The sequence below is a fragment of the Psychrobacter immobilis genome (genome assembly GCF_904846185.1).
Lineage (GTDB): Bacteria > Pseudomonadota > Gammaproteobacteria > Pseudomonadales > Moraxellaceae > Psychrobacter > Psychrobacter immobilis_B.
Genome location: NZ_CAJGZQ010000012.1, coordinates 12823 through 29201, shown reverse-complemented (window position 1 = coordinate 29201; position 16379 = coordinate 12823). Strand labels below are relative to the sequence as shown.

The window sequence follows — 16379 nt, the reverse complement described above, 5'->3', positions numbered from 1 at the left end:
AGCCGTCTTTACACTGCTGGTAGCTCAGTCATCGGCCAACGCGGCACACAGCTCACCGCTAAATCATCAGACTGCCCTGCCTGCAGGCGCTCATAACCAGCATAAGCAATCATCGCCCCATTATCAGTGCATAATGCAGGCGGCGCATAATGCACAGTGGCATTTATCTTAGCAAGCTCGCTCTCCAAAGTTTCACGCAAATGAGTGTTGGCACTGACACCGCCCGCGATCACCAATCGACTCATCTCTACTTGCTTCAGTGCTTTCACGCACTTTCTCACCAGCGTATCGACGACTGCATGCTGAAAGCTGGCGGCGATATCGGCGCGAACTTGCGGATCGCTGTCCGCATTATTCCCTGAGCCACCTGAACCATCGGTGTCTTTAATAAGATTATGCACGGCGGTTTTCATACCACTAAAAGAAAAGTCTAGGCCACGATGTAGCATCGGTCTTGGCAAATTGTAAGCAGTTGGGTTGCCTGTTTCAGCCAATTTGGCAATATTAGGGCCACCCGGATACGGCAAGCCTAGCATTTTGGCGGCTTTATCAAAGCATTCACCTGCGGCATCATCGATCGACTCACCCAATATCTCATATTGCCCAACACCACGTGCGGCGATGAGTAATGTATGCCCACCTGAGACCAATAACGAAACAAACGGAAAGGCGGGTGGATTGGCACCCATCAGCGGTGCGAGCAGATGTCCTTCCATATGATGGATACCAATGGCAGGGATATCCAAACCATACGCCAAACTTCGCCCAAATAATGCGCCCGTCATCAGAGCGCCAATGAGTCCGGGTCCCTTGGTATAAGCAATGGCATCAATCTCGCTTTTCTTCACATTGCACTGCTCTAACAACTCATTAAGCAAAGGCACCAACTTACGAATATGATCGCGGCTGGCAAGCTCAGGCACAACGCCGCCATATAGTGCGTGCAGCTCTATTTGTGAATACAGAACTTGTCCAACCAGCCCTTGATTGTCACTATTCATCTGCTCACTGTCAAAAATCGCCAGACCTGTCTCATCACAAGAAGTCTCTAAACCCAATACTTTCATATTTTTGCCTTTATCATACTTTGGTCTGCGTATTATTTTTTACAACGTTGCTATCTTTTAGGTCGTGTCGTCTTTTTAAAAATGGTGATAAAAATGAGATAAATTGCCGTCAAACAAGGAAAGCAGCGTAAATACTATCGAGATATTAATAAGCTATTTGACAAAGTTTAGCCATTTCTAGCCCATTTAGAGGTTAATCGATTGAATTATTGAGGACACGCCCTAGTATCTGCCAAAAAACGTGCATAAAAAAAACCGCCATTGTCAGACACAATGACGGTCAGTTTAACAAATTTCAATGGTCAATATCTCTTAATATACCGGATCAACTAACTGCTTCAATCATGTAATCTACAGCTGCGTAAACTTGGGCTTCACTGACCTTATCGGTGGCTTGGGCTGGCATCTTATTAAAGCCTTTTGCCGAATGCATGTGCAGCGTCTCTGTGCCTTTAGCCAGACGCGGCTCCCACGCGGCTTTATCACCGTATTTAGGCGCGTTCAGCAGCCCGCCTTCATGACAAACCTTACAGTTGGTCTCATAAAGTTTGGCGCCTGCATCCGCAGCCAACACTTCTGGCTCCGCAGAGATTTCCTGCACTGGCTTATCTTCAATGACCGTCGTCTCGGTATCTGCCACAGGTTCAGGCGTAACGACCTCAGGTTCGACTATAGGCGCGTCTTCTACCACTACCGTTGTATCGGCAGATTCACTGGCAACAGCTGGCTCTTCGACCGCTGCATTGTCACTACTACAAGCAGTGATTGCTAATAGCGCACTTAAACTGATAGCAGATAAGACCAGTTTATTCATACGCTGCTGTTTACTTATCATGATCACACCTCTATTCGATATTTCATGTTAGCGACTGTTTATGACAGCGCATAAATTCAAAACCTATCAACACACAAACCGTGATTAGTTCGTAGCTGGTTCAGCGTCAGCAGTAGGCGTTGCCGCCGTAGCAGCAGCTGGCACATCTGCACTACTAGCTGGCATATCTGCACTGTCAGCGACAGCAACATCGCTATCCGTTGCATCTGTCATATCAGTAGCAGTCGTCCCTGCTTCAGCAGTTGCAGCACCATCTACTGTGCCCTCAGCTTCAGTTACTGGCGCTGGAGCCGTTTCTGGGAACTCCATTTTTTCAGCTTCAGGTGCGTTTTTGCGAGCCAGCTCAGCGGCTTCATCAACGCGATCTTTTGCCAATACTTCGTGTGATTCGCCTTCTTTTTCACCACTACAAGCGCTAATGCCAAAGCCAAGAGCAATGATAAATGCGGTGCTTAGCGCTGTATTTAGTCCTGTTTTTTTCATTCCAACATCCTCAATAAAATACACATAAAATGGTTAATATGCTGACTATTATATGCAAATTATCATAGCATAAACTCCAACCAAACCGTTATAGACAGTAGGGTTTTTTATTCATAGTAATTTTATACTTTGCATTTATAGTTTCACTAAAGCTGGAGCAAAAACCTGCGTTCTAACTACTTTTAAAATTGTCTCTGCGCATTGCGCATTGCAACTTAATGATAAATATGGATTAATGTGCTAAAATCATTGACTTAAGTGACATTTTTTATTAAAATGCTTGCCCTTGTGCTCATGCGCAAGATTATCCTAGTTTGAGCTGATGCCTGTAATCTTGAGATATTACGGCTAAATACTAATACACAGCCAGACTAATGCCCTTATATCTCATCCTAATCGAGGAGTCTTCATGCCTGCAGTTAAGGTTAAAGAAAACGAACCAGTTGACATCGCTATCCGTCGTTTCAAGCGTGCTTGCGAAAAAGCTGGCGTATTATCAGATGTACGTAAGCGTGAGTTTTATGAAAAACCAACGCAAGTACGTAAGCGTAAAAAAGCTGCTGCCGTAAAGCGTTATAAGAAAAAATTACAACGCGAAACTATTCGTACCACTCGTATGTACTAATCGATAATTCGATTAATTAAGTACAAGTGCTACATTAACGCCACTGTTATCCATTGATATCAGTGGCGTTTTTTATGCTACAATTTTTATTATTATTGCTTAAAAATTTGAATAAATACCTCTTAACAAATAAGGATAATAACAATGAGCCAACTTAAACAGACTTTATCAGACAATGTCAAAGTGTCTATGAAAGCGCGTGAGCTTGAGCGTGTCAAAGTACTGCGTAACGTGCAAGCGGTTATCAAGCAAATTGAGATTGACCGTCAAATAGAGCTTGATGATGCGCAAGTCTTAGATATACTGCAAAAGCAGCTAAAACAACGCCATGAGTCATTGACTATTTTTACCGAAAACAATCGTGATGATCTGGCAACCAAAGAGCAGTTTGAGATTGATATTATCAATGAGTTTATGCCAAAACAAATGGATGATGCTGAACTTGCGGCTTTGGTCAATGCGGAAATCGCTGCACAAGGCGCGACATCTATGCGTGACATGGGCAGTGTGATGGGTGTATTAAAGAACAAAACCGCAGGACGCGCAGATCCTGCTCTCATCTCTAAGCTGGTGAAAGATGCGCTACAAGGCTAGTAATTAGTGTCATCAAAAGCTAATGACGACATCGTAAAAATAACCGCCTAAGGCTCAAAGTCTTTGGCGGTTTTTACTGCTTTGATTTCTGCATTGATATTGGCAAGCAATGGACGGGCGCTACTGGCTTGAGCCGTGGTTTGTAGCTTTTCCGCCAGTTGTTTGGCTTGGGTGAGTGACGTCAATGCACTCTCGTAACGACTACTCCATAGTTGGTCATGACTGCGATAGCGTAGCGCGTTAATGGTGGCAATATTTTTCAGGGACGCAGAGTCGGTCGTTTTTGCCAGTTTTTCATTGGCCAGTTGTAAACTTTGCCAAGCATAACGGTCGCTTGGTTGCTGCTCGGTCAGTGGCTTGAGTAGTGCTTGGGCTTTGATTGGCTGATTGCTATTGGTGAGCGCTTCTGCCAAATAAAGACGCAGATCACGACGCTCAGGATAAACACGCTGCTGGCTGGCTAATACGTCCGCCGCTTGTGACCATTTATTCTGTTCCGTTAGAATTTTGCTATGAGTAATCGATAGTAAAGGCTCTAAATTTTGGAGCTGCGTAGGCGGCAGTCGATTGATTTCAGCCAGTAAATCGCTTGCCTCTGTAAAGCGTTGCTGTTCGCCATACCAGTTCATCAAAGCCAATTTGGCACCTACGCTATTTTTAGCAGCCGTCATTAGCACTGTCTCTGAGGCATGTTTACCCGTACTTTGGACACGCCAGTAGAGCAGATCAAATAAAGCCTGATGGCGCTGCTGCTGATTTAGTGACAGTGAAGGATAATGCTGGGCACGACTTTGCGCTTCACTTAAGCGCTCGTTACTCAGTGGATGCGAGCGTACAAAGCTTGGTAAAAATCGATTTTCAACTTGGTTGAGCTGGCTGCGTTGGTTCATCGTGGCAAAGAATCGCGGCATCGCCCTTGGGTCGTAGCCTGCTTGGGTCATGATTTGCATGCCCACCCGATCGGCCTCGCGCTCATTATTTCGACTAAATGCCATCGTGCTGTTCATCGTTGCCGTTTGGCTGCCCATCATCACTGCTGCCGCTGCATCACCATCGACCGCCGATGCTGCAATCGCTGCCAGCATACCGCCTATCTGCATCAGCAAGGCCTTTTTGCGCTCATCAGCACCACTTTCGTAATGGCGCTGACTGATGTGAGCAACTTCATGCGCCACCACACTGGCAAGCTCATCCATACTGCTAGCGGCCAGAATCGTCCCTGTATTGAGTCCAATGACACCGCCTGGTGCTGCAAAGGCATTGATACTTGGGTTATCAATGATAACCAAACCCATCGGCGCTTGCTGCCTTGCTTGCGCATTGAGACGCCAAGTCATGTCTTTGACCGTTTCTTGAATCCAAGGATCATGCTCCATTTTGATACGACCATTGACGTTCCGTAACGACCATTCGCCGAGCAATTTGTTTTGATATTGCTCAGCGAAGCTCAAGCCTTGTCCGCGCAAATTGGGCAGATTTAGCTCTTCTGAGCCGGTGGTTTGCCATGAATTATAATTGGATTCCATCGCTTTGCTGCTCGTATTAGCATTATTAAGACTATCCTCACTCATGGCAGCAGTGGTCATCGTCATTAGTACCGCCGACAATGCCAATTTAATAGCGCTCGATAATGCCATCGAACGCGCGGCACTTTTACATTTTTTTTCCTGGGTCATGGGCGCATTACCAAGTATCGATTGTCTATTAAAATGGTTCAAGTACGTATCCTATGCAAGTGAGTGATGATACTGTTTTTGAAGTAAGGTGTTTTCGACTGATTTTTTGACTAAACGTTTTTCGACTATACGAGCTTGCTGATATAAGGTCAATTCTAGTCTGCATTCGACTACCAATAACTCAGCTGCCCGTCACTATTGTGCAACATGGCTTTAGTCAATCCCCTATAAAATGGATATGATATCAGGCGCGCTCAGTCTACTATTTTTAGTACTTTTGCTAGCCTTCCTTGTATCTAAATTATCTTGAATAGACCATAGGTGATTCTAATGAACTGAATGTGACGTTGATTATATTCAACTTCAACTACATATCGGCTATTTGGTATAATGACATTTCATGACTATAGGGTCTGGTCACTGCCGAGTGTCTTTTATGAAGAACAGGCACTGTCATTGCGTGTTTGCGAATGTTCAATACAATCTAGTACAAACCAAAATATTTATAAGGTTTATTTTATGTCTGCTGATCGTCAGTCAACCACCGTATATTCGCCTTATTCTATAAACTTATCAGCAGATTTGTCTGATACTGAGCAGCAAGACATCAACAACCTGTTAGACTTGTTACTAGCGCATACTGTCACTACAGATCATGAGGCGAATGAAACGCAGCCTATTCATGTCCAACGTTTCGTCGATGGTCGCGGACTTGCTTGTCCAATGCCACTGTTAAAAACCAAAGTGGCACTACGTGACGTCACAGCTGGCGGTTCATTATATGTGGTCGCAACTGATGCCAACTCACAGGCTGATATCACCGCTTTTTGTCAACAAAGCCAGCAAGCAAATGCCGCAAGTCAACTGCGATTAATCGTTAATAGCATGACGGATCAGCCATCAGCGGATAGCTTATCAGCACAGCGTTTCGATACAATATATCACTTTATCATTACTAAAACTGATAGCAACTAAGTGTCGCTATCCTTTACAATTACAACTATAAAGATTTTTATCTGACTATTTGCGTCACTATTTAATCAAGGTCAAGAATATGGCTAATAATTCTACTGATACGGCAAAAACGAATAAAAAAGATGAGGCAGCTCCTATAAAAAACGAAGCACGTGATGCCGCATTAAAAGCTGCCGCCCAACGTCCACCTTATGATGCTAGCGCCTTAGGCGACACTAGCACCCGTGACTTAGTGCCAGCGATGCCGACTCATTTGTCAGCGCCTGGGGTCAATTTGGGCGCTTATATCAACACGGTGCACCAAATCCCAATTTTGACACCAATCCAAGAGCAAGAGCTGGCACATCGTTATTATGATGAAGGCGATGTAGAAGCGGCGCGTCTGCTCGTGATGTCGCACCTGCGTTTTGTGATTCATATTGCCCGCAGCTACTCGGGTTATGGTTTGCCGCAAGCAGACTTAATCCAAGAGGGCAATCTGGGACTAATGAAAGCTGTAAAACGCTTTGACCCGAATAAGGGCGTGCGTTTGGTGTCATTTGCTGTGCATTGGATTAAAGCAGAAATCCATGAATTTGTGATTCGTAACTGGCGCATTGTCAAAGTCGCGACCACCAAAGCGCATCGTAAACTATTCTTTAACTTACGTAGTCTCAAAAAAACCAACAACCAGCTCACGCTAGAAGAGGCTGATGCCATTGCCAAAGACTTAAATGTCACACGCAAGCAGGTGTTAGAAATGGAATCGCGGCTTACCTCTTATGACGCCTCGTTTGAAGCGCAATCTAGCGATGACGACGATGGACGTTATGCACCGCAGCTATTTTTAGAAGATGGTATCGATCCTGCCGAGCAGTTAGAAGAAGCAGATTGGGAAGAAAGCAACTCATCTGCATTGATTGCGGCAATGGATACCCTTGATGAGCGCTCACGCGATATCGTGGAGCAACGCTGGCTCTCTGAGCAAAAATCAACCTTACACGAATTGGCAGCCGTCTACTCTATCTCAGCAGAACGCGTGCGCCAAATCGAAAAAAACGCCATGGACAAAATCCGCGAGGCAATGACCATTGATAGCGTTATTTTGCCAGATGATATTCAGTAGTTGTTACTTGTCAATAATTACTACCTGTAAATAGCTTTTACCTATAAATAGTCACTACCTGTCAAGAATCATTGGCTTTCAACAGCTATAGTTTTCAATAATACGAGTTTGTCATGTTAAATTGGATAGGCATTGCAGCGATCAATATGGCCATCGCCGTCGCTTTAGGAGCGTTTGGAGCGCATGGCTTAAAAAACATCGTCAGTGCTCAACAACTCGAATGGTGGCACACTGCAACACTGTATTTATTTGTACATGCGCTGGGTTTATTACTGGTTGGTCTGTTGATTCGCCTGAGATATGCCACGCAAACTACTGCATGGCTACTACAAATTGGCATTATGATATTTGCTGGTAGCTTATATGCAATGACACTTGGCGCACCACTTTGGTTTGGCGCGATTACGCCTATCGGCGGCGTACTAATGATTGCAGGTTGGCTATGGTTAGCAGTGTCATCATTTAAGATGAACAAATTGGTCACAAAATAATCAATCGATCAAACGATAAGTAAGTTGCACTCTATAGCATATCCTCATTTTGAAAATAGAGATAAAAATGAGAACACGCCTTAGTACGCACAAAAGGATAAAAAATCATTAAGGAGTATATTTTATGAGTACCATTATCGTTAATGGTAAGACACTACAGACTACCCATCAGACCGTGCAATTGGTCATCAATGAGCTTGGTCTTAGCCAAGGTCGTTATGCAGTAGAAGTCGATGGTGAACTGATTCCAAAGAGTGAGCTTGCTCAATTAAGTATCGCTGAAGGTATGAATATCGAAGTGGTGCAAGCAGTCGGTGGTGGCTAATTAGCTAAAATGATGATCTGTTGATTTGAAAACAAATGTGCTTAAAGAAATGTATTTAAAGGTGAGTTTTTAAAAAAATAATTGCTCATAAAAAAGACCTCAACATAGCAAATGTTCGAGGTCTTTTTCCGTTTTAGGCAATGTCATTTAGAGATATCTAAAAATGCGGCTACTGATACTATTTATTATTTCATCAGCCAGTAATCATTAACCTTTAAATATCCTAAACTCTATAACATTAAACTGCTGGAGCAGCATCGTCTGTCATCAGCTCTTCATAGCGTCCATCACGCCCAGCACCCTGAGTCTTTTTGCTCTCCAACTTGGTTTTGTACTTGCGTACTTGTCTATCAAGTTTGTCTGCCATCTCGTTAATGGCTTTATACATATCATCGTCAAGCGCTTGGACAAACATCTCTTTACCCGAGACTCGCATAATCGCTTCAGCCTTATAGCTCTTTATAGCACCGCTGTTATCTAATGATAAAATGACTTGAATACTTTGAATTTGATCAAAATGACGACCAATTTTATCAAGTTTTTCTTGAACAGCTGCGTTCATAGCGTCGGTAACACTGATATGGTGACCACTGATAGAAACATTCATATTGTTGTCCTTTTATTATGACTTACATTGTTGCCTACGTTGTTGCTTGCGTTGTTACTTACAATCAACAGATGAGCCAGCATTCCTGCTTTTTCACCCTGCCTTACCAACAATGAATGGTGTGTCTTTATTGATCAGCGCCTTTAGTAATCGATACTTTTAGCAAAAATCGAACGTGTCCTTTCGTTGTCATCTTGATTAATGAGATAAGTAAATACGCTAAATCGACACTTAGATTTCGTTGTTGGTATGACTCTAATTTGTCATGAATATCGAATAGTAGCAAGACAGTAAAGTGTAATTAAATGTAATAAAAACGGTTGTTTCCTTAATATTTCTATATAATCAGAAAATTTTATTTTTTATATTTACCAACAAATATATTAGCGATAGCACGATTTTTCTCTTAAGTCATTGAATTGTGACATTTAATATTTCTGTTTACGCTGAGTAGACGAGCCAATATTCATTGCTTCACGATATTTGGCCACGGTTCTTCTGGCGATATCGATACCTTCGGATAATAAACAATCTTTTATGCGACTGTCAGATAATGGCTTTTTGGCATCTTCATCGGCTATCAGTTGCTTAATCATGGCGCTAATGGCAGTCGATGAAATATCGCCGTCGGTACTGCTAACATGAGATGAAAAGAAATGCTTGAGTGAAAACAATCCCTGCGGCGTCAAAATTGTTTTACTGGTGGTTAGACGTGAAACGGTCGATTCGTGCAAATCCACTTCTTCCGCAATGGCTTTTAGAATAAGGGGTTGCATGGCAGTCGCGCCATGCTGCAAGAACTCTTGCTGATAACGCACGATACTGGTTGCCACTTTTAATAGGTTTTGATTACGCTCTTCGATACTACGAATAAACAAGCGGGCATCGGTGAGGTTTTCACGCAGATATTGATTGTCGGGGCTGTCATCACCGCGCTTCACCAAATTGGCATATTCTTGATTGACTCTTAGCTTTGGCATGGTGTCAGGATTGAGGCGCACATTCCAGCCGTCCTCCTGCGTCGATGTATCTGAACTCGTCTGACTCTGATAGTGACGTATAGGCGTGACCAAAACATCAGGAATATCATAGCTGGCTGGCGACTGAGTATAGTCTGGTTGACTGCTTTGAAACAGCAATCCAGGTGACGGATTCAAAGTACGCAGTAAGTTAAGCGCGGGGGTAATCTGTGCAGGCGCGAGTCCAGTCCGCTCAGTCAATGCTTTGATGTTATTGCTCACCAAATGCTCACTGGCTGACAATAATGCTTGCGCTTCTTTTAGATGGTCAGTATTTGCATCGAGCTTGGACAACTGAATCGCTAGGCACTCACTGAGATTTCGCGCCCCGACACCCAGCGGATCGCAAGACTGAATAACACGTAAAACAGCCATGACTTCATCGTGCTCAACAGATTCATCCCATTGATAAAAACTTGCCATCGTATCGAAGCTTTGCAACAGCTCATCGATATCAAGCCGCACAAAACCCATGTCATCCATAGAGTCCATCAGATAGGTTGCAATCAACATGTCCGCTTCTGAGAGATGCTTAAAGTTCAGCTGCCAGCGCACATGGTCTTGTATGGTGGCAGAAGTGCCGCCTTGATAACTATCAAAATCCTCGTCACTTTTGCTCCCCGAACTGCTCGGCGTAGATGCATAGTTGCTGCTATCAGCACTATTTTCAAAGCTACTATAGTCGTCACTATCCATCGTATGATTGTCTATGGCACTATCATCGATACTGGCTTGCTGTAATTTGTCCAAGCTGTCACTAAAGTCTTCATCTGGTTCAGAGGTATGGGTATTACTCTCAGAGGTTGCACTAAATGAGTCAGTATCAGTACTCTGGTTCCAGCTATCAAGTGTCAATGGCTCATCTACTCTATCGCCGCTGCCATAATCGTATTCATCATCCTCAATACGTTCAAGCAATGGATTGCTATCCAGCTTGGCCTGAACTTCTTGCGCAAGCTCAAGACTAGAGAGTTGCAGCAATTTAATGGCTTGCTGCATTTGCGGGGTCAGTTTTTGTGAGGTGCTCAGCGTGGTCGCCAATCCGAAAGACATACTCATGGGTGGCTTATTACACTCCGATACTGGTGATAGTCTATATATGTTGCCACTTAAAGTAGCGAGTTAACGTTATCAGGACATGACGATAGCATTTTTCGTGGCAATTTTGCTATGATAATTTATAGACGGCCCAATACGCTTATTGCTCTCTACTTATAAAACCCTATAAATTTGACCGTTTTAGCATGAACCGCTAAACAAAAAACAACCAAATCTTGTTGATAATAATAAGGCTATGTAAAAAATACAAGGTACATGACACAAAACCTTCGAGCCAATTGAACCACTCTTAACATTAACCGAGAATAATACGATGAATGACCAAGCAACTAAACCACACCTTATCACTGCTGCGATTCAAATGAATAGCCAGCAAGACATCGAAAAAAACGTAGCGGCTATAAAATCTGCCATCAGCGATGCCAGTCATCAAGGTGCTCACCTTGTTGTCTTACCAGAAAACTGCTGTAGCATGGGCGAGCAATTTGCCACCGCAGAGCGCTTTGATTCGCTATCAGCGACGATAGCAAACTATGCCAGTACTTACGGTGTCTATGTGCTGGCAGGCTCATTGCCTTGCCTTTATCGCCCTGATGGCGTCATCGTGCCTGATGGCAGACTGCGCCAAGTCAGTCAGCTATTTGCCCCTGACGGCACGCGAGTGGCACGCTATGACAAAATTCACCTATTCACGGCGACGGTAGCAGATAAACATGGCAGCTATAATGAAGCGGCGACGTTTGAGCCTGGCACACAGACTGTAGTTGCAACAGTAGAGAGTAATCATGCTGCTTATCAACTGGGTATGATGGTTTGTTTTGATTTGCGTTTTCCCGCATTGGCACAGCGCTTACGTCAAGCAGGCGCTGACCTATTAAGTGCGCCATCGGCATTTACTTATTTAACGGGGCAAGCACACTGGTCGCTGTTACTTCGCGCACGGGCGTTAGACAGTCAGTGCATGGTCATTGGCGCAGCACAAGGCGGCGACCATGTTTACAAAAACGGTGATATCCGTCAAACGTGGGGGCATACCACTATCACAGCTTTTGATGGCACGATTATTAACAGCTATGAGGATAGTGAATTAAACAACGCTATTAATAAAGATAATAAAAATTATGCTTTGATCTTGGCAACCTTAGATAAACAGGCTCAACAGCAAGGACGCCAAAAAATGCCCATTTTTGACTGTCATCGTTTGACGTAAGCCAGTTTCAATGCTGAGTACTGAATGCTCATATTCAATATCGGATGTTAAGTGGTATTTTTTTCAGTCCTTGCATGAGTCGCGCGTGGATGAGCACGATCATAGACTTGTGTAAGTTTAGCAAAATCGACATGGGTATAAATTTGCGTGGTACTGATATCACTATGCCCGAGCATTTCTTGCACCGCGCGCAAATCGCCACTGCCCGACAGCATGTGCGAGGCAAAACAATGACGCAATAAATGCGGATACATATTTTGTGCGATGCCGGCACGCGTAGCCGCAACTTTGAGACGCTGCTGCACTGCCCGTGTTGATAAACGTGTACCTAGTTTTTCACTAATAAATAGTGCGCTGTCCATTTGCTCCACCCACAGATTACGATGCGGTAGATAACGGCTAATCGCTTCTGCTGCCTTGATACCTAACGGCACCAAACGCGTTTTATTGCCTTTACCTGTCACGCGCACGCGCAGGTCTGACAAATCCACATCGCCCATATCCAACGCGACCAACTCGCCTACGCGCAGACCGCTGCTGTATAGCAATTCAAACATCGCCTTATCACGCAGCCATAGGCGCGCTTGTTCGGGTGTATCAGGCATCTTTTGGTCAAGCAGCTGAGTGAGCAAATCAACATCAGCGATAGACGGCAGCGGTCGAGGACTACGCTTGAGCTGATAGCCAGTCGTTGGGTTAATACGTGCTAAATCCTCTTCTATCAACCAGCCATAAAAATGGCGAATGGCTGACAGCTCTTGCTGGACGCTAGCAAGTGCGAGCTTGTCTTCATCCAAGCGTTGACTAATATGCTGGGCTAATTGGCGCTTATCGCAGCGCGTCCACGTCAGGCGTTTCCCACGTAAAAACAGCGCCAATTGATTCAATCCTGCAAAATAAGCGGTCAACGTATGCGGCGAGTGATGGCGCACCGACAAGACATTAAGCCAACGATGCACGGGCGCTAACAAATCACGTAATGCAGCATCCGACTCTATAGCTGCGGCGTGCTCGACTGATAGCCATGCTTTTGCCTCAGAATCTGAGGTAGGCTCCATCGTATGATTGTTTTTATTGGACATAGCCCTATTATCCATTAACCTTCTGGATTGGGCTTGATGCCCGCTTGTGCCATCAGACCATCTGGGCTAAATACGCCTTCATAAACAAAGGCGGTCGGACCGGTCATCATCACTGAATAACCCGGCTGCCATTTGATGATCATACTGCCACCATAAAGTTGCGCACGCACGTCTTCGCCTTCATCGAGCCAGCCTTCGCGGATACCAACCGCTACTGCGGCACAAGCGCCAGTACCACAGGCCTGTGTCTCACCGACACCGCGCTCATAGACACGCAGACGAATGTGACGCTGATTCATCACTTGCATAAAGCCAACATTGACACGGTCAGGAAAGGCGGGATGCGATTCGATGGCTTTGCCTAAGGTTTCAACGTCGGCATCGAGCACGTTATCAACTTTGATAACGGCATGCGGGTTGCCCATATTGGCAACATAAAGCTGTACAGGAGTGCCATTTACATCGAGATGATAGGCGTTTTGAATTTTGGTTGTGGCTCTGGGGGTAAAAGGAATCTCGCTTGGTTCAAATTTCGGCTTACCCATATCGACTTCGACCCAGCCGTAACGATCAGTGGTCAATGAAATGATGCCGCTTGCCGTCTCAACACGCAAACGCTGTTTAAATGACAGTTTACGCGCTTGCACAAAACGGGCAAAACAGCGCGCACCATTACCGCACTGCTCAACTTCTGACCCATCAGCATTAAAAATGCGATAACTAAAATCAACGTCAGGACGCATCGGTGGCTCAACGACGAGCAGCTGATCAAAGCCAATACCCAAATGACGGTCACCCAGTAACTGTACCAAATCCTTGGTCAAATCTAAGCGCTGAGTCACCAAATCGATGACCATAAAATCATTGCCCAGACCATGCATCTTCGTAAATTCTATTAGCATATCCTTGTTATCCTATCCTATTTTTATGTATGTCTTATATTAGCACGCTGTCAGATACAATCATAACTATCACCGCTATCAAATACTAAGTTAACACGATGCTGAATCCACCTTGTACAGCCAAACTGATATCTCTCATTAGAGCAGGCCATAAAAAAGCCCATCATCATAAAGACAATAGGCTTTTTATCTAGAGCATGCCCTCAATCTAAACGAAAACGCCTAAATGGGCTAAAAATGGCTAAATCTGTTGGTCAACGATTTATTTACCTTGCCACAATACTTCGTCTGCATATAGCGCTTCAATAATTTCGCGTTTGCGAATCAGTTGATGGCTATCATCGGCGACCATTACTTCACTAGCACGCGGGCGTGAATTATAATTACTACTCATGGTAAAGCCATACGCACCAGCGCCTGTGATTGCTAAAACATCGCCTGCCGCGAGCGACAATAAACGGTCTTTCGCTAAAAAATCACCCGTTTCGCAAATAGCGCCAACGATATCCCATGGCTGCGTGCCATCAGTGTCGATGCCATTATCAGACAAGACACTTGGAATGACTGCCATTTCAGCTTGATATAACGCCGGACGAATCAAGTCATTCATTGCTGCGTCAACAATGGCAAAGTTCTTATGTTCCGTTGGTTTGAGCACATCAACCTTGGTCAATAATACCCCAGCATTTGCCACAATACTGCGACCCGGCTCAAAGAATACCGTTAAGCCAAGCTCGCTAAGTTTCGGTAATAACGCTTGGGCAAACTCGTCGATAGATACTGGTGTCTCATCGATATAACGCACACCCAAACCACCGCCCAAATCGATATGACGCAGCTCGATACCTTTATCATGTAAGTTATATATCAGCTCAATCACTTTATCTAAAGCTGCTACAAATGGCGCAACTTCAGTCAACTGCGAGCCAATATGACAGTCAATACCGACGATATCAATATGGGATAACTGCGCCGCTTGCTCATAGACGGCAACCGCGTCTTCGTGGGTGATACCAAATTTATTGTCTTTTAACCCTGTTGAAATATACGGATGCGTCTTGGCGTCGACATTGGGATTAACCCGTAGTGAAATTGGCGCAGGTTTATCCAATTTCTGTGCCACATCATTAATCAAAGTCAGCTCGCTGATTGACTCAACGTTAAAACAACCAATACCTTGGGTCAGGGCATACTCGATATCGCTATCAGTCTTGCCCACACCTGAGAACACCACACGTGAAGCATCACCACCTGCCGCCAGTACGCGCATGAGCTCGCCGCGTGAAACGATATCAAATCCTGCGCCTGCTTGCGCCAATATACCAAGTACTGCAAGATTAGAGTTTGCTTTTACCGCATAACAAATCTGGTGCGTTAAACTGGCAAAGCTATCGCTATAAGCTTGATAGACATCCAAAATGGCTTGTTTTGAGTAGACATAGCATGGCGTATCGTAGTGTTTAACCACATCATCAATACTCACCTGCTCCATATACAATGCACCATCACGATAATCTAGCGCAGGTAAATGGGCGGTTAAAGCTTGAGGATTAACATACAAGCCTTGCTCAGTTTGGATCGTGACAGATTCGCCAGTTTTTTGCTCAGAATGACTCATATAAACATCTCTAATTTCATCAGGTTATCAAAGTTAAAAAATCTTAGGGTGCACACCGAAATCTCGTTGACGGCATTGAGTTTTTAATAAAAATCAATAATCATTAGGGTCTTCACTGGGTTCCGGTAGCTTAAAATCATCCATTTCTTGATGACCATCATCTTGTGCCGAATAGGTACTACCCTGTATGTCAGCGCTATCCGTAGCTCCTTGAACCGTCTGGCTACTAGCGTCGGCGAGGTATAGATTGCCTTTTTGACCACAACCCACCAAACCCATCATAATCACCCCACTAATAATAAAAGTGGAGATAACACGGCGACCAAGATCAGCAACATTAGTGTGCTCAGTTTTCGAAAAGCGGTTAATAGTAAACATAGAATAGAGAACCTGTGACTTTGCAATGGCATGAGGATGATAAAAAGCACGAGTCATAAAGGCGATAGATCCAACCCTATAGACAGCTAAATAAAAGCTATCGCCATCGCTAAAAAATGACAATATGACTGCTTTGGATAATAGCATTATTACATAATGCTGTGTGCATACTGAATGTCCCTAATCAATAAATTTGGACGAGTTTGGTTTTTCTAAGTTTTGCTAAGCTTTACTAGACCGTGCGACTGCCATTTACTAAGCGATCGTTGATACTAGCGGTCTTAATGTATCGCTATAATGGTAAAACAGCCTATTATATTTACTTAGA

17 protein-coding genes are annotated in these 16379 nt (G+C 44.3%); 7 read left to right on the top strand and 10 right to left on the bottom strand.

The window, feature by feature from the left end; translation table 11 throughout:
* Window positions 1-8 precede the first annotated feature (8 nt).
* From tsaD to JMW94_RS08145, 3 genes are all read right to left on the bottom strand, one after another.
* Window positions 9-1067: a tRNA (adenosine(37)-N6)-threonylcarbamoyltransferase complex transferase subunit TsaD gene (gene tsaD / locus JMW94_RS08155; RefSeq protein ID WP_055123523.1), complete on the bottom strand. Its 1059-nt coding sequence runs from the start codon at window positions 1065-1067 to the stop codon at window positions 9-11.
* Window positions 1068-1392: 325 nt separating this feature from the next.
* Window positions 1393-1902, bottom strand: a complete 510-nt coding sequence (locus tag JMW94_RS08150) for a c-type cytochrome (RefSeq protein ID WP_198329558.1) — start codon at window positions 1900-1902, stop codon at window positions 1393-1395.
* An 84-nt stretch (window positions 1903-1986) separates the two neighbouring features.
* Window positions 1987-2385 carry a hypothetical protein gene (locus JMW94_RS08145; RefSeq protein WP_198329557.1) on the bottom strand — a complete coding sequence of 133 codons (399 nt, stop codon included), beginning with the start codon at window positions 2383-2385 and terminating at the stop codon, window positions 1987-1989.
* A gap of 409 nt (window positions 2386-2794) precedes the next feature.
* On the opposite strand from JMW94_RS08145, the gene rpsU reads away from it, so the two are divergent.
* Window positions 2795-3010, top strand: a complete 216-nt coding sequence (gene rpsU, locus JMW94_RS08140; protein ID WP_010195908.1) for a 30S ribosomal protein S21 — start codon at window positions 2795-2797, stop codon at window positions 3008-3010.
* Between the two features lie 144 nt (window positions 3011-3154).
* On the top strand, window positions 3155-3604 hold the full coding sequence (locus JMW94_RS08135; protein ID WP_045443381.1) for a GatB/YqeY domain-containing protein: 450 nt from the start codon (window positions 3155-3157) through the stop codon (window positions 3602-3604).
* Between the two features lie 47 nt (window positions 3605-3651).
* Here the strand turns inward: JMW94_RS08135 and JMW94_RS08130 are convergent, their stop codons facing one another.
* Window positions 3652-5280, bottom strand: a complete 1629-nt coding sequence (locus JMW94_RS08130; protein ID WP_201603864.1) for a M48 family metalloprotease — start codon at window positions 5278-5280, stop codon at window positions 3652-3654.
* 519 nt (window positions 5281-5799) lie between these two features.
* Here JMW94_RS08130 and JMW94_RS08125 point away from each other — a divergent pair.
* The 4 genes from JMW94_RS08125 (at window position 5800) to thiS (ending at window position 8176) form a co-directional block, all read left to right on the top strand.
* The gene (locus JMW94_RS08125; RefSeq protein ID WP_201603862.1) at window positions 5800-6255 is read left to right on the top strand and encodes a sulfurtransferase TusA family protein; all 456 of its coding nucleotides are present in this window, start codon (window positions 5800-5802) and stop codon (window positions 6253-6255) included.
* A 241-nt stretch (window positions 6256-6496) separates the two neighbouring features.
* Window positions 6497-7360, top strand: coding sequence for an RNA polymerase sigma factor RpoH (gene rpoH / locus JMW94_RS08120; protein WP_198329691.1), 864 nt, complete (start codon window positions 6497-6499; stop codon window positions 7358-7360).
* A gap of 113 nt (window positions 7361-7473) precedes the next feature.
* Entirely contained in the window at window positions 7474-7851 is a 378-nt protein-coding gene (locus tag JMW94_RS08115; RefSeq protein WP_201603860.1) for a DUF423 domain-containing protein, read from the top strand.
* Window positions 7852-7975: 124 nt separating this feature from the next.
* Window positions 7976-8176 carry a sulfur carrier protein ThiS gene (gene thiS, locus JMW94_RS08110; protein WP_055123529.1) on the top strand — a complete coding sequence of 67 codons (201 nt, stop codon included), beginning with the start codon at window positions 7976-7978 and terminating at the stop codon, window positions 8174-8176.
* 238 nt (window positions 8177-8414) lie between these two features.
* Here the strand turns inward: thiS and hpf are convergent, their stop codons facing one another.
* Together hpf and rpoN are read right to left on the bottom strand one after the other, a co-directional pair.
* A complete protein-coding gene (gene hpf, locus JMW94_RS08105; RefSeq protein WP_201603858.1) occupies window positions 8415-8783 on the bottom strand; it encodes a ribosome hibernation-promoting factor, HPF/YfiA family in 369 nt (122 codons plus the stop codon).
* Window positions 8784-9211: 428 nt separating this feature from the next.
* Window positions 9212-10861: an RNA polymerase factor sigma-54 gene (gene rpoN / locus JMW94_RS08100; protein ID WP_201603856.1), complete on the bottom strand. Its 1650-nt coding sequence runs from the start codon at window positions 10859-10861 to the stop codon at window positions 9212-9214.
* Window positions 10862-11174: 313 nt separating this feature from the next.
* On the opposite strand from rpoN, the gene JMW94_RS08095 reads away from it, so the two are divergent.
* A complete protein-coding gene (locus tag JMW94_RS08095; RefSeq protein WP_201603854.1) occupies window positions 11175-12071 on the top strand; it encodes a nitrilase-related carbon-nitrogen hydrolase in 897 nt (298 codons plus the stop codon).
* A gap of 47 nt (window positions 12072-12118) precedes the next feature.
* Here the strand turns inward: JMW94_RS08095 and JMW94_RS08090 are convergent, their stop codons facing one another.
* From JMW94_RS08090 to JMW94_RS08075, 4 genes are all read right to left on the bottom strand, one after another.
* Window positions 12119-13153 (bottom strand): tyrosine recombinase XerC, encoded by a 1035-nt coding sequence (locus JMW94_RS08090; protein ID WP_227685458.1) that lies wholly within the window; start codon window positions 13151-13153, stop codon window positions 12119-12121.
* A gap of 14 nt (window positions 13154-13167) precedes the next feature.
* The gene (gene dapF / locus JMW94_RS08085; RefSeq protein ID WP_045443366.1) at window positions 13168-14055 is read right to left on the bottom strand and encodes a diaminopimelate epimerase; all 888 of its coding nucleotides are present in this window, start codon (window positions 14053-14055) and stop codon (window positions 13168-13170) included.
* A 262-nt stretch (window positions 14056-14317) separates the two neighbouring features.
* Window positions 14318-15673: a diaminopimelate decarboxylase gene (gene lysA, locus JMW94_RS08080; RefSeq protein ID WP_087814550.1), complete on the bottom strand. Its 1356-nt coding sequence runs from the start codon at window positions 15671-15673 to the stop codon at window positions 14318-14320.
* Between the two features lie 93 nt (window positions 15674-15766).
* A complete protein-coding gene (locus tag JMW94_RS08075; RefSeq protein WP_140412984.1) occupies window positions 15767-16108 on the bottom strand; it encodes a lipoprotein in 342 nt (113 codons plus the stop codon).
* Window positions 16109-16379 lie beyond the last annotated feature (271 nt).

What these genes read in the sequence shown, in the direction of transcription:
- tsaD (WP_055123523.1), bottom strand. Translation starts at nt 1,067, where the DNA reads ATGAAAGTATTGGGTTTAGAGACTTCTTGTGATGAGACAGGTCTGGCG.
- JMW94_RS08150 (WP_198329558.1), bottom strand. Translation starts at nt 1,902, where the DNA reads ATGATAAGTAAACAGCAGCGTATGAATAAACTGGTCTTATCTGCTATC.
- JMW94_RS08145 (WP_198329557.1), bottom strand. Translation starts at nt 2,385, where the DNA reads ATGAAAAAAACAGGACTAAATACAGCGCTAAGCACCGCATTTATCATT.
- rpsU (WP_010195908.1), top strand. Translation starts at nt 2,795, where the DNA reads ATGCCTGCAGTTAAGGTTAAAGAAAACGAACCAGTTGACATCGCTATC.
- JMW94_RS08135 (WP_045443381.1), top strand. Translation starts at nt 3,155, where the DNA reads ATGAGCCAACTTAAACAGACTTTATCAGACAATGTCAAAGTGTCTATG.
- JMW94_RS08130 (WP_201603864.1), bottom strand. Translation starts at nt 5,280, where the DNA reads ATGACCCAGGAAAAAAAATGTAAAAGTGCCGCGCGTTCGATGGCATTA.
- JMW94_RS08125 (WP_201603862.1), top strand. Translation starts at nt 5,800, where the DNA reads ATGTCTGCTGATCGTCAGTCAACCACCGTATATTCGCCTTATTCTATA.
- rpoH (WP_198329691.1), top strand. Translation starts at nt 6,497, where the DNA reads ATGCCGACTCATTTGTCAGCGCCTGGGGTCAATTTGGGCGCTTATATC.
- JMW94_RS08115 (WP_201603860.1), top strand. Translation starts at nt 7,474, where the DNA reads ATGTTAAATTGGATAGGCATTGCAGCGATCAATATGGCCATCGCCGTC.
- thiS (WP_055123529.1), top strand. Translation starts at nt 7,976, where the DNA reads ATGAGTACCATTATCGTTAATGGTAAGACACTACAGACTACCCATCAG.
- hpf (WP_201603858.1), bottom strand. Translation starts at nt 8,783, where the DNA reads ATGAATGTTTCTATCAGTGGTCACCATATCAGTGTTACCGACGCTATG.
- rpoN (WP_201603856.1), bottom strand. Translation starts at nt 10,861, where the DNA reads ATGAGTATGTCTTTCGGATTGGCGACCACGCTGAGCACCTCACAAAAA.
- JMW94_RS08095 (WP_201603854.1), top strand. Translation starts at nt 11,175, where the DNA reads ATGAATGACCAAGCAACTAAACCACACCTTATCACTGCTGCGATTCAA.
- JMW94_RS08090 (WP_227685458.1), bottom strand. Translation starts at nt 13,153, where the DNA reads ATGTCCAATAAAAACAATCATACGATGGAGCCTACCTCAGATTCTGAG.
- dapF (WP_045443366.1), bottom strand. Translation starts at nt 14,055, where the DNA reads ATGCTAATAGAATTTACGAAGATGCATGGTCTGGGCAATGATTTTATG.
- lysA (WP_087814550.1), bottom strand. Translation starts at nt 15,673, where the DNA reads ATGAGTCATTCTGAGCAAAAAACTGGCGAATCTGTCACGATCCAAACT.
- JMW94_RS08075 (WP_140412984.1), bottom strand. Translation starts at nt 16,108, where the DNA reads ATGACTCGTGCTTTTTATCATCCTCATGCCATTGCAAAGTCACAGGTT.